This is a genomic window from Chryseobacterium sp. GVT01B, from assembly GCF_019970045.1.
Lineage (GTDB): Bacteria > Bacteroidota > Bacteroidia > Flavobacteriales > Weeksellaceae > Chryseobacterium.
Genome location: NZ_JAHXYI010000008.1, coordinates 14,021 through 25,983 on the forward strand (window position 1 = coordinate 14,021; position 11,963 = coordinate 25,983).

The 11,963-nt window shown below is 36.4% G+C and carries 12 protein-coding genes; 4 read left to right on the forward strand and 8 right to left on the reverse strand.

What is annotated here, in order from left to right; genetic code table 11:
* Window positions 1–137: 137 nt before the first annotated feature.
* The 8 genes from LC457_RS19165 to LC457_RS19200 form a co-directional block, all read right to left on the reverse strand.
* Complete coding sequence (locus LC457_RS19165; RefSeq protein ID WP_223601291.1) at window positions 138–2,564, reverse strand: TonB-dependent siderophore receptor; 2,427 nt, start codon at window positions 2,562–2,564, stop codon at window positions 138–140.
* Between the two features lie 162 nt (window positions 2,565–2,726).
* The gene (locus LC457_RS19170; RefSeq protein WP_223601292.1) at window positions 2,727–3,884 is read right to left on the reverse strand and encodes a pyridoxal phosphate-dependent aminotransferase; all 1,158 of its coding nucleotides are present in this window, start codon (window positions 3,882–3,884) and stop codon (window positions 2,727–2,729) included.
* 2 nt (window positions 3,885–3,886) lie between these two features.
* Window positions 3,887–4,963: an FAD-dependent monooxygenase gene (locus LC457_RS19175; protein ID WP_223601293.1), complete on the reverse strand. Its 1,077-nt coding sequence runs from the start codon at window positions 4,961–4,963 to the stop codon at window positions 3,887–3,889.
* 330 nt (window positions 4,964–5,293) lie between these two features.
* A complete protein-coding gene (locus LC457_RS19180; RefSeq protein WP_223601294.1) occupies window positions 5,294–6,670 on the reverse strand; it encodes a tryptophanase in 1,377 nt (458 codons plus the stop codon).
* Window positions 6,671–6,762: 92 nt separating this feature from the next.
* Entirely contained in the window at window positions 6,763–7,380 is a 618-nt protein-coding gene (locus tag LC457_RS19185; protein ID WP_047377240.1) for a DUF502 domain-containing protein, read from the reverse strand.
* A 25-nt stretch (window positions 7,381–7,405) separates the two neighbouring features.
* Entirely contained in the window at window positions 7,406–7,984 is a 579-nt protein-coding gene (locus LC457_RS19190) for a tRNA-(ms[2]io[6]A)-hydroxylase (RefSeq protein WP_149835378.1), read from the reverse strand.
* A 74-nt stretch (window positions 7,985–8,058) separates the two neighbouring features.
* Window positions 8,059–9,147 (reverse strand): acyltransferase family protein, encoded by a 1,089-nt coding sequence (locus LC457_RS19195; RefSeq protein ID WP_223601295.1) that lies wholly within the window; start codon window positions 9,145–9,147, stop codon window positions 8,059–8,061.
* Window positions 9,148–9,294: 147 nt separating this feature from the next.
* Complete coding sequence (locus LC457_RS19200) at window positions 9,295–10,182, reverse strand: metalloprotease (RefSeq protein WP_223601296.1); 888 nt, start codon at window positions 10,180–10,182, stop codon at window positions 9,295–9,297.
* A 184-nt stretch (window positions 10,183–10,366) separates the two neighbouring features.
* Here LC457_RS19200 and rplU point away from each other — a divergent pair, with 184 nt between their 5' ends.
* The 4 genes from rplU (at window position 10,367) to LC457_RS19220 (ending at window position 11,927) form a co-directional block, all read left to right on the forward strand.
* Window positions 10,367–10,945, forward strand: a complete 579-nt coding sequence (rplU, locus tag LC457_RS19205) for a 50S ribosomal protein L21 (RefSeq protein WP_076597840.1) — start codon at window positions 10,367–10,369, stop codon at window positions 10,943–10,945.
* A 12-nt stretch (window positions 10,946–10,957) separates the two neighbouring features.
* Window positions 10,958–11,215: a 50S ribosomal protein L27 gene (gene rpmA, locus LC457_RS19210; RefSeq protein WP_027372929.1), complete on the forward strand. Its 258-nt coding sequence runs from the start codon at window positions 10,958–10,960 to the stop codon at window positions 11,213–11,215.
* A gap of 189 nt (window positions 11,216–11,404) precedes the next feature.
* On the forward strand, window positions 11,405–11,572 hold the full coding sequence (locus tag LC457_RS19215; RefSeq protein ID WP_223601297.1) for a hypothetical protein: 168 nt from the start codon (window positions 11,405–11,407) through the stop codon (window positions 11,570–11,572).
* Between the two features lie 190 nt (window positions 11,573–11,762).
* The gene (locus LC457_RS19220) at window positions 11,763–11,927 is read left to right on the forward strand and encodes a hypothetical protein (protein ID WP_223601298.1); all 165 of its coding nucleotides are present in this window, start codon (window positions 11,763–11,765) and stop codon (window positions 11,925–11,927) included.
* Window positions 11,928–11,963 lie beyond the last annotated feature (36 nt).

Below are 11,963 nucleotides of genomic sequence, written 5' to 3' on the forward strand. Positions count from 1 at the left end.
CTGTATCAAAATGTCATTCTGAACGAAATGAAATGTAGTGAAGAATCTTATGTTATTGGTTTATAAATGAGATTCTTTCTTCGTCAGGATGACAAAGGTGAAATTATTAACCTTTGATACAGTTTCTTTTTATTCTCTTAAAACTTAAAGTTAAGTCTGGCAAAAACCTGTCTTCCGGCAAATCCCATCTGAACGGGGTCAAAAATACCTCCGCCTTCTGTGTTTCCATCACTTACATGAGTGGTTTGCAGCGTAGGATATCTGTTAAACAGATTTTTACTACCCAGGGTTAGGTTCAGATTCTTACAAAATTCATAACCAAAAGAAAGATCAGTAGTTACTTTTGGATTATATAACTGTTCTGTACCGTCATACCCAATCAGTGTTGCTTTGTCAAACCTTACCAACTGCAGATTCGCATTGAATTTGTTTATCTTATAATTGAGGTTTAAATTGACTTTTGTTTTTGGAGCAGAAGCGAGGATAAAAGCCTTTTCTCTCTCGCTCAGGTAAATATCTTCTTTTCCTGCAAGCTTTTCTGAGGTGTTCACTTTGGTGATTTCCATGTCATTATAGTTTCCGGCTAAGGTAGCAGTCAGTTTCCCTGACCCAATGTTTTCACTATAGCTTAAGATAAGATCAACTCCTTTCGTGCGGGTATCGATCGCATTGGAAAAAAACTGTACCTGGTCAATAAATGGATTATCTGCCTGAACGTCTGCCGGCAGGTCTGCCTGTGCAAAATATCCGGTAAGAACAATTCTGTTTTTAACCTGAATGTAATATCCATCCACTGTCGCCGTGAATTTTCCTGTGTTGAAAGTAAATCCGGCACTTCCGTTCACAGAGGTTTCCTGCTTCAACTGAGGAATTCCCAGACTGCTTGCAATGCTACTATCGTTAGAAGCTAGCTGAATCGTGACCAATTGGCCACCCTGAAAGTTGGTAAACTGCTGGCTGTAGTATTTCTGAGCCAGAGAAGGTGCTCTGAACCCGGTGGAAACTGAACCACGGAAGGCAAACTGCGGAGTGATCGCGTATCTTGTCGCAAATTTTCCATTTAAAGTGCTTCCGAAATCATTATAATTTTCAAATCTTCCGGCAACACTTATCATCCAGTTTTTTGTAACATCAAGCTCAGTATCTACATAGGCCGCAAAGTTATTTCTGCTCTTACCAATATCTGTAGAATATCCAGGGAATCCCTGGGAACCACCTGGTCTTACATTACCGCTTAAAGGATTAGTGACAAGAAGGTTTTGGGGTGTACTGGCAGTCACAGGATTTCCATTTACATCATACATGCTATAAGAAGCTTCTTCTCCTTTGATAATATCAAATTTTTCATACCTGAATTCCGATCCGAAAGCGATATTCAACCCTTCCAGCACTTTAAACTGTTTTACAGCATTAAAACCTGTTGTATTCTGTAATAATGAATGACCTCCAGCATTAAAGCTTGTAGGCGATTTGACCCCTAAAGTGGCATTAATCGTATTGTCAATCTGATAGGTAAATCTATTGTTGCCAAAAGCATTATAAAAATCTACGTCCCATCCTGCAACCTTAAACTTCAGGCCGTTGTCAAAAGTAAAATCTGTAATGCTTGTGTTTTCAATCGGATTGAATCCTGTAGGATAAATTTCAGGAATATTTCCGTCTGCATCTGCTGATCTGGTCCATGCGTAGGCCTTGGTGTTTCTGTGAGAAAAACCTTGACGGGAATAGAATTTCAGACCATCAGATAAAGGAAGCTCAATATTTCCGAAAAAGTAAATATTTTGCGCTTTTGCATCCCCGAAACGCTGTCTCGGAGCAGTATATAAGTCAGGATTTGCATTTCGTATCGCATAATCTTTGTTCATAAACTCTACTGTAAAATTTCCAAAACCTCCCTTTGAGCCTATTTTAGTTCCTAAATTTCCACTGAAATCAAAGGTGGTTCCATCTACTTTATGATCTGAGACAACATCATTATTCCCCGGGCTTTTAAAAAGATTCATTCCATAAAAGGCATTTCCTTCAAAACCTTTGTCACGGTCATTCAAAATAACATTGATTACCCCTGCAATGGCATCAGATCCATATTGAGCTGAGGCTCCGTCACGAAGGACTTCCACTCTTTTTATTGCACCAATCGGAATGGTATTCATATCATATCCGGTATTTCCTCTTCCTTTGGTTCCGAAAAGGTTGATCAGTGAAGACTGGTGATATCTTTTTCCATTCAACAACAGCAAAGTCTGGTCCGGCCCAAGTCCTCTTAGGGTGGCAGGATCTACTGCATCAGCACCGTCAGATCCTGATTGTTTGTTGGAATTGAAAGAAGGAGCAGAAAACTGTAAGAGCTGGTTGATCTCTACTTGCCCTGTTGACTGGCTTACCTGTTTGATGTCGATAATGTCAATAGGAACAGGTGTATTTACTACTGTTCTTTTTTTATTCCGGCTACCGGTGATGGCTACTTCGTCTATCTTAGATTCTTTCAGGGTATCCTTTATTTGCTGGGCATAGGATAGAGTGGAAACTCCAAGAAAAAGAATGCAGATGTATTTTATTTTCATATAGATAATTTTGGATAGTGATTTAATCAAAATTATCAATATTTATTTTTAAATCAATAGTAAAATTAAATATTTAGTATGAATTTCTTAATTTAGTGTTGATTTGCGTTAATTTCGGTAAAATAATAACTTAATATTTGAATTTGATGAAAAATTTTAATGTTAAAAGCTGGTAATGATTCGGTTAATTCCTTCTTCTAAAATTTCCTGTGAGGTGGAAAAACAAATTCTGATATGTCCTTCCGCTCCTTTTCCGAACCATCTTTCTGATCCTGGAACAATGGCAACCTTTCCCTGCTTTAAAACATGTTGGGCAAACTGATCGCTGGACATTCTGTTTTCAATCTTCGGAAACAGCACAAAAGTAGCCTCAGGCAGATTGGGAGTTAGAATTTCTGAACGGCTTAATAATGTAAAAGCAAAATTTCTGTTACTCTGTAAATGAGCTAAAAATTCTTTATACCAAGGCTTTGCTTTCTCCAAAGCTACACTTCCGGCAATCTGGGACAACGTAGAAACGCCTTCTATTGTTGAATTAAAATTGGATTTTTCTGTAAAATCCTCAAGAATATCCTGGTCATTACACAATACAGCTCCAATTCTCAGTCCTGCAATTCCAAATGATTTTGAAAAGCCGTAAACGGTAAAACTTTTTCTCTTCGCCTTCTCAGAAACGGAAGAATAGGTATGGAAGTTTTTGTTATCATAAATAATATCGCTCCAGATTTCATCACTCATTACCCAAAGGTCATGAGCTGAAGCGATTTCTGCTATTTTTATTAAAACTTCTTTAGAATACACTTTCCCCAATGGATTGTGCGGATTGCAGATGCTGATAAGCTTGGTTTTAGAATTGATTAAAGAAACCAGTTTTTCAAAATCAATATCTCCCGTTGTTGTATTTACAGGGCAAAGCATCACTTTTCCACCAGCTGTTTCTACTGATTTTTTGAAAAGAAAATCTACAGGATCCAGAATAATGGCTTCATCTCCCGGGCTCAGAACATAAGACGCTATCAGAAACATTCCTTGAGCAGCACTGTTGACTGCCAGAATATTTTCCGGAAAAAAGCTTCCGTGTTTCTCATTGTTAAAATGATCTGCAACACTTTTTTTGAATTCCGGAAGACCGGAAAACGGCCCGTAGCTTAAATAGCCGTCTTTCAGGTATTCAATAATTCCCTGTTCTATTTCAGGGGCTGTCCTGAAGTCCGGATCTGCAGCGGTAAGAGGAATAATTCCTTCTTCTAAAGTTGCCCATCTTCCGTTGTAGGCCTTTCTTTTCAGTGCTTCAAAATTGATATCGTTATTGCTGAACATATTTATTTATAAGATATGGGTAAAATATTTTCTGATTGTTGATTGAGCGGGAGCAGGAACTGATTGAGCAATGTTCTTCCGTTATTGATATGAACCTCAATTTCAGGTTTCCTTTTTGCTTGATATTTTCTGAAGGCTTCCGTTTTATCCCCTTCTTCAACTAAATATTTCGTTAATATGAAAGAGTCCTTCAATGCAGAGGTTACACCCTGGCTTGTAAATGGGATCAGTGGATGCGCTGCATCTCCGATGAATACAATGTTATCTTTATAAAACGGATTCAGCTTTTCCAGCTCATAAACACACCATAAATGTACGTTTCTATAGTCTGATTTCTGTATAATTGATGGAACTACCGGATGCCAGTTTTCAAAAACTTCAAGCATATATTTCCTTAGATTTTCTGCTGAGCACTCGTTGATCATGTATTTTTCATTATCAAACTGTGAATACCAAAGAATGGTATCATGGGTGAGTTTAAGAATTCCAAAAGTTAACCCGCCGTCTTCATGATGGAATTTTATAAAGTCATTTTCAATAGAATCTGCAATTTCCTTATCCTGAATGATATTCACTACTTCACTTTCCCTTACCACTTTCATGGTTTGGTCTTTAAAAAGTTGGCTTCTGATACGGCTTCGGGAGCCATCAGAAATGATCGCTATTTCTGCATCAATATCAGTTCCATCAGAAAGTTTTAATTTTCCGTTCTGTTGATTATCGGGGATTATCGTTTGTTCATAGGTTATCTTTTCAGGAGAAATGTTTTGAACCAGCAGATCAATTAATGAATGTCTTGAAATGGCAAAAACATGTTTAAGCTCTTTTTCTGCCAGTATTTTCCCTGTATGGGAATATTGTATGTATTTCTTTAAAAAATTTCCATGCTGAAGGAGAAGGTCTGGATCTATGATCTGATAAAGATATTCCATCCCTTCTTGTGGAATAAGAAAGCCATGGCCTGTCAGATCTTTCTTTTTTCTTCTTTCGTAAATGTGATAATCAATCTTATGTTTTTCTAAGTAATTCGCCATGCTTAAGCCGGAGATACCGGCGCCCACGACAGCAATTTTCTTCATTTTGGGAATAACGGTTTTTCAGGTTGGTTCTCAAGTATTTTTATATCTGTTTTACCAGATCGATACAAAATTAAAATTAAAAACATTCACTATTTCAAAAAAGAAATTAATTTAATTGGGTTTTCTGAAAAAATAAAGTGGAAAGAATAATATGTTATGTGTGATAAAGAAATATGTTTGATTTATATTTATTTGTAAAATATAATATATGAATGGTTTTAAACTAGTTATGTTTGTTTTTTTGAAAATAAGAGGGACGAGATTGTTCTTGTATAGGAAACTTTTGAATTTTAATGCATAAAAAAACCGGAAAAAATTCCGGTTTTATGATTAAGCTTTTTCAAGCTGAACAGTAAAGTGTCTTAAGATTTCCGGTTCCCAGGTGATCTTATATCCTTTTGCTATTTCTTCACGTCTTTCATAAACGTTCTTGATAGCAGCAGCAATATAATCCATATGGTTATTGGTATAGGTTCTTCTAGGAATCGCCAGACGTACCAATTCTAACTTAGGATAACGGTTTTCTCTTGTTGCAGGATCTCTGTCTGCCAATAGTGTTCCTATTTCTACAGTTCTGATCCCTGCTTCTTTGTAAATTTCAAGTCCTAACGTCTGTGCCGGATATTCTTCACGGGAAACATTGGGAAGGAAGTTTAAAGAATCAATGAATACAGCATGTCCTCCGATTGGTTTCTGAACCGGGATTCCGTATTCGATCAGTTTATTACCTAAATATTCAACCTGAGAAATTCTGCTTTCAAGATAAGCGAACTCAGTAGCTTCGTCAAGACCTACAGCTAATGCTGCCATATCTCTTCCGGCCATTCCTCCGTAAGTAATAAATCCTTCGTAAATAATAGTAAAGTTGGAAGCTTTTCTGAAAACTTCTTCATTATTCAAAGCAATGAATCCACCAATATTTACTAAACCGTCTTTTTTAGAACTCATTGTCATCCCGTCTCCGTAAGAGAAAATTTCCTTACAGATTTCTTTGATGCTTCTGTTTTCCTGTCCTGCTTCTCTTTTTTTGATGAAGTAAGCATTCTCTGCAAATCTCGCTGAATCAAAGAATACAGGGATTCCATATTGGTCTGAAAGTGCCTTTACGGCCTTCATGTTTTCTAGTGATACAGGCTGTCCTCCTGAAGAGTTACATGTAATGGTAATTAAACAGAAAGGAATATTTTCTTTAGGATGGCTTTTATAAACTTCTTCCAGCTTTTCAAGGTTGATATTTCCTTTGAAAGGGTGAAGGTCATTAATATCAAAAGCTTCATCAATAGTACAGTCGATGGCATGTGCCTTTCTGATCTCGATATGCCCCTTAGTAGTGTCAAAATGAGAGTTCCCCGGAACTACATCACCTTCTTTTACCAATACGGAGAAAAGAACGTTTTCTGCAGCTCTTCCCTGGTGTGTAGGTAATAAATATTTGAATCCTGTAATATTCTCTACAGTTTTCTGTAATTGTTCAAAAGAACGGGAACCTGCGTAGCTTTCATCTCCTGTCATCAAAGCAGACCATTGTCTATCAGACATTGCTCCGGTTCCTGAATCGGTAAGCAAATCAATATAAACATGTGAAGATCTTAAATTGAAAAGGTTATAATTAGCTTCTTTAAGCCATTGCTCTCTTTCTTCTCTGGTAGATTGGTAGATTTCCTCCACCATTTTGATGCGGAAAGGTTCCGCGTACGGTAATTTCATGAGTTAAAATATGTTTTAAATTGTTTGTAAAGAAAATGTGTTTGAAAATAATTTTCAAAATTCATCAATGTATAAATAAGGCCTGGGAAGTATTATTCCGGAGCTTTAAATATATTTTCATCAGAATGGAATCCGGCTACACCGCCGCTCACTGCAAACTTCATTGCAGAAGCCGCTGTCATTCCCACTACAGGTTTGATGTTTTTTTCTTCAGTAACAATTACCCAGCCCGAAATGGCGTACGAGTGGGGAAGATATACCGCAACGTAATTATGCTTGTCAACGTCCGACATTTCTTTTTGAGTTAAAAAACCAATTCTCCAGATTTCCGGATTTTCATTGGTTTTTACCCATACAGGATCGTTGAATTTTTTCTTATCACCTACAAATGAAGACATCACGTCTTTTGTAGGGGTATAAATATGCTTTACTCCCGGAGTTTTCTCCAGTAAGCTGTCCATGGTATCAAAAAAGAATCTTCCGACCACGAATTTATTTCCCAGATATCCTAAAATAGCTGTAAACAGAATGATTGATACGAAAACAAGCCCTGGGATTTGCTTTGCAAGAGAAGGAACAAGATTGTCAATTGCACTTACAATATACCAGATTACAAAAATGGTAAGCCCGATAGGACCAATAATAACCAGTCCCTGAAAAAAGTTTTTCAGGAATAAATTGGCAATATTTTCAAAGCTTGGCTTCTTCAATGTGTATTCTTTACTGTTTTATATTTTAACCGTGAATGGTTTCTTTATTTCCGTAGGATTTAATGATGCTGGCTTCATATTCCAGCCATTCTTCCCAACGTTTGTTTACTTTCTCAGGATTTCCGAGCTGTCTTGCAAATCCAATGAAAGTTGTATAATGATTGGCTTCGGAAATCATAAGTTCTTTATAGAAAACTTTAAGTTCTTCGTCTTTGATGTTTTCGGTAAGAACCTTGAATCTTTCGCAGCTTCTTGCTTCAATCATAGCAGCGAAAAGCATTTTGTCTACGATGAGGTCTTCTCTTGTTCCCTGCACGATAAATTTCGCCAGTTCATTCACATAATCATCTTTTCTTGCTCTTCCGAAGGTATGTCCTCTTTTCTTAATGATCTCATGAACCTGATTGAAATGATCCAGTTCTTCCTGTGCAATGGCAAGAAGTTCTGTAACAATTTCAGGATATTCCGGAAGCATTGTAATCAGGCCTATGGCATTGGTAGCTGCTTTTTGCTCGCACCAGGCATGATCTGTTAAAATTTCTCCGATGTTTCCTTCTGCAATATTTGCCCACCTTGGATCGGTAGGGAGTTTCAACTTAAACATGTTGTAAAATTTCTGTAAATTTAAACAAATTGAGGTAAGAAATGTGACTTTATTTCAATTTGATCGTTAAAGTCTTAAGAGGCGGTCTTTCTTCTTAGGAATTCCAAAATACTCCAACCCCGGCTATCCACTTTTTTTAACCCGGCAGAAATTATGAAGGCTAAAATGATATTAATGCCATAAATAATGATCATTAAAATCCACCACGGCATATTTTCTTTTAATGGAACCACCAGAAAATACACCAATGAAGAACTGATTCCCTGTGCAAAGTAGAAGAAAATAGCATTCTTTCCGATATGGGTAATGAAATTTTCTTTTGTAATCTTTAATCGGTTATAAAGAACAAATAAGGTTACCAGGGAGAATAATGCCCAGATGATATAAGGGATTTTTGGCGGGAATTTGTTTTTATTGATTTTATAGAAGATTTCTCCTCCATAGTACCAGAACATCCATACGAGAGTGGCTCCAGCAAGTGCATATAGCATAGGAATTGCTTTGGCGGGAATTTTTTTTCCACGCATTTTGTTTCCAATTAAAAATACTGCAAGATAAAATGCTACATATCCCACCTGTCCAGTTGGATAATATTCCGGGAAAATGTTGAATAATAAGGTTAAACCAATGCAAAGCCCAATGAACCAGTTGATGTGTTTCGGGAAGAACCTTAAGATAAGGACACCAAAAACAGTGAGAACATAATAAACTTTAAGATACCAGAAACTTCCCATCACCACAGGAAAAGTGTCAGCATTGGTATATTGATGCAGATACCAGTTGCCCAAATTTTCCCATTGAGGAGTTGTTGAAATGCTGATAGCAGAATATTTAGATCCGAATGTGGAATAAAAGCTTTGGAGCCATTCCATAGAAAAGAAGCTCAGTCCAAAAACTTTAAAGAAATAATCTAAAAAGAACAGGAAAGTTACAAATATCATATAGGTAATCTGCAGTTTCAACAGACGGTACAGTGTTTTTTCAATATTGGCTCCGGAAGTAATCCCACTCAAGGCATAGAAAAGAGCTACGTCAAAAACCAGAGAGAAGACTCTTACTTCGGCGGGAATATAAAATTGTCCAGACCAGAAGGCGGTATGGATAAATATGATGGAAAGTGTTGCCAGTCCTTTGGCGAAATCAATATAGAGATCTCTGTTCATTATAGATTGCTTGGAAGTTTTTTTATTTTTTCAAAAATACAAACAAATTGATTTTATAGAACATAAAAAGATTTTTTTAAACAAAAAAAGGGGCGGAACATACTGCCCGCCTCCTTTCTTAAATATGCTAAAAATGAATGTTCTCGTTTATTGAAGATGTTTAAATTCTTCAGCAGAAATTTCTCCAGACTGAATTTTTTTCAGCTCATCTATATATTGACTCATGTAAGCATCAATTTCAGGATTCACGGTATTCTTAGCCATCTTGTAAGTTCCGTTTAATACTCCCTGATAATAATAGAAGAAGTTATAATCGAAATTGGACGCGTTAAGGTCATACTGTCCCAAAAGGAATCCTAAACGCACTGCAGATCTTCTCTGCGCAGGTGTTCCGTGATGGTTTACATTATTTGTCTGGTAATCTCCGATACTTTGAGCAAACTCATAAGCTGCTGCAATTTCCGGGAAGCTTGTTTTGTTGTACCCGTTAGGTCTTCTCAAATAGTATCCTGCAAAACCATCAGCTTCAAGCTCATTAGGTCTGTAAGTTGATTCTGACACAGACGGAAGATTGAAGATATACTGCAGTTGATGTCCATACTCGTGGGCAAGAATCATTGCATTAACGATATCACCGCCTTTTGATTTTGCATCATAATAGATGGCGTATCCGTAATAGATCTTTCCGGTAGAGTAGGAAATTGCATTGTACGTTGAATTGTAATTGGATGGATCATTCACAAATCTCAGTGTAGGATTGCTTCTTCCCCACATGCTTGCAATTTTAGTCATCTGACCGTTCATAAAATTGGTGTCTGTGGAATTTTGAAGTCCGGTTAATAAGACCGAATTAGCGCTCCAGTTATTATCTACATAAGAGCAGATTTTTTCCAGATCTCCAGGCTGATCAATTTTTGCACTAAGTTCTTCTTGCTGAGGTTGAACACTGTTGTCCATCTGGTCATCACTACATGCTGTCAACGAAGTGACAGCAATGGCGCCTGCTAGTAAGCAGAGATTAAAGTTTCTTTTCATATATAAATTCAATTTGGTAAAACGAAGGTATGAAATTATCTCTTAAGTGTGAGTACATTATTAAAAAAAATTATTCAAAACATAGTGAATAGGATTTTAATTAAAAAAACATTGCTTTGATTGTAAGCTAATTAGAAATTTATGTGTATATTTGCACCTCGAAATAACTAAAAATTTATAAACAATGTTTGCAATTGTAGAAATAGCAGGGCTTCAATACAAAGTTGAGCAAGACCAGAAGTTGTTTGTAAACCGTTTAAAAGGAGATAAAGGAGGAAAAGTTTCTTTCGATAAAGTTCTTCTTACTGTAAACGGTGCAATCACTGTAGGCGCCCCAGCTGTAAACGGAATCACTGTAGAAGCAGAGATCCTTGACCACGTTAAAGCTGATAAAGTAATCGTTTTCAAAAAGAAAAGAAGAAAAGGTTACAAAGTGAAAAACGGTCACAGACAATCTTTAACTCAAATCGTAATCACTGGTATTACAGGATTTGAAGGTGGAGCTAAAAAAGCTGCTGCTAAAAAAGAAACTGTGAAAGGTGAAGTTCTTTCTGACAACGCAACTGTTAACTTTGGTGAAGATCACGAGTTGAACTATCACTTAAAGAAAAACAACTTGTCTCAGTCTAAAGAGAACAGAGAAACTTTAATTACTTTAGGTAAAGCAGTTAAAGTGGAATTAGAAAAGAATATTCTTACTCATGAAGAAGTAGATGCTGCTATCATTAAGAATATCGATCAATTTAAAGCACTTAATAAATAATCCAGTAATAAAATGGCACACAAGAAAGGAGTCGGTAGTTCCAAGAACGGTAGAGAGTCTCACTCTAAAAGATTAGGTGTGAAGATTTTCGGAGGACAAGCAGCTATTGCCGGAAATATTATTGTTAGACAAAGAGGTACTCAGCACCACCCAGGTGATAACGTGGGAATCGGTAAAGATCACACTTTGTTTGCATTAGTAGATGGTAAAGTAGTTTTCAGAAAGAAAGCAAACAACAGATCTTTTGTATCTGTAGAACCAAACGCATAATTTTTAAGCGTTTTATAAAAATTAGAGCCTCAGCATTTGCTGAGGCTTTTTTGTTATTACAATTGTAATAAGTTTTTGGAATATTCAATTGTTTGTGAAATATTTTTATATTTGTTAACTGTCCAGTTATGAATTAGTTGCGGGAGCCGAAAAGCATGAAGAGTAGGCATATATTAAAACAAAATATCTATGAAAAATCTAAAAAAACTAACCAAAAAGAATTTAAAAGAAATGACCGGAGGAGTAGCTGCAGTCTGTCCTTCTATGTTTCAATCCTGTGATGAATGGTGCAGATGGTCACCATGGCAAAAATCACACTGTATACTTTCTCAGGCATGTACAGAATGTTTTGAATAATATTAAATATTCTTCTTTAAGATTTTGAAAAGCTGAACCCTAAATTGGGTTCGGCTTTTATATTAAGTTAAAAAAACTTAAATAATATCCTTTGGTGGTGAAATAATTATATATTTGCCCGTTATCAAATAAAAATCATTGCGGAAGCCGAAAAGCAAAGAGAGTAGGCGACAAATAAAACTAAATAATCATGAAAAATTTGAAAAAATTAACGAAGAGCAGTCTGAGAAGTATTAACGGAGGTGAAGTATGGTGTCCGGCAAAACCTATTACATCATGTAATGTATTTTGTGGATTGACAAAGGAGCAGAAAATGCGTTGTCTGCTTGATGTAGAAGGTTGTGAGTGCTTTTAATACCTTGTATAAAGCTGAAAAATAAAAGTTCGGCGG

Coding starts and splice junctions, on each gene's coding strand:
- LC457_RS19165 (WP_223601291.1), bottom strand. CDS start 2,564: ATGAAAATAAAATACATCTGCATTCTTTTTCTTGGAGTTTCCACTCTA.
- LC457_RS19170 (WP_223601292.1), bottom strand. CDS start 3,884: ATGTTCAGCAATAACGATATCAATTTTGAAGCACTGAAAAGAAAGGCC.
- LC457_RS19175 (WP_223601293.1), bottom strand. CDS start 4,963: ATGAAGAAAATTGCTGTCGTGGGCGCCGGTATCTCCGGCTTAAGCATG.
- LC457_RS19180 (WP_223601294.1), bottom strand. CDS start 6,670: ATGAAATTACCGTACGCGGAACCTTTCCGCATCAAAATGGTGGAGGAA.
- LC457_RS19190 (WP_149835378.1), bottom strand. CDS start 7,984: ATGTTTAAGTTGAAACTCCCTACCGATCCAAGGTGGGCAAATATTGCA.
- LC457_RS19195 (WP_223601295.1), bottom strand. CDS start 9,147: ATGAACAGAGATCTCTATATTGATTTCGCCAAAGGACTGGCAACACTT.
- LC457_RS19200 (WP_223601296.1), bottom strand. CDS start 10,182: ATGAAAAGAAACTTTAATCTCTGCTTACTAGCAGGCGCCATTGCTGTC.
- rplU (WP_076597840.1), top strand. CDS start 10,367: ATGTTTGCAATTGTAGAAATAGCAGGGCTTCAATACAAAGTTGAGCAA.
- rpmA (WP_027372929.1), top strand. CDS start 10,958: ATGGCACACAAGAAAGGAGTCGGTAGTTCCAAGAACGGTAGAGAGTCT.
- LC457_RS19215 (WP_223601297.1), top strand. CDS start 11,405: ATGAAAAATCTAAAAAAACTAACCAAAAAGAATTTAAAAGAAATGACC.
- LC457_RS19220 (WP_223601298.1), top strand. CDS start 11,763: ATGAAAAATTTGAAAAAATTAACGAAGAGCAGTCTGAGAAGTATTAAC.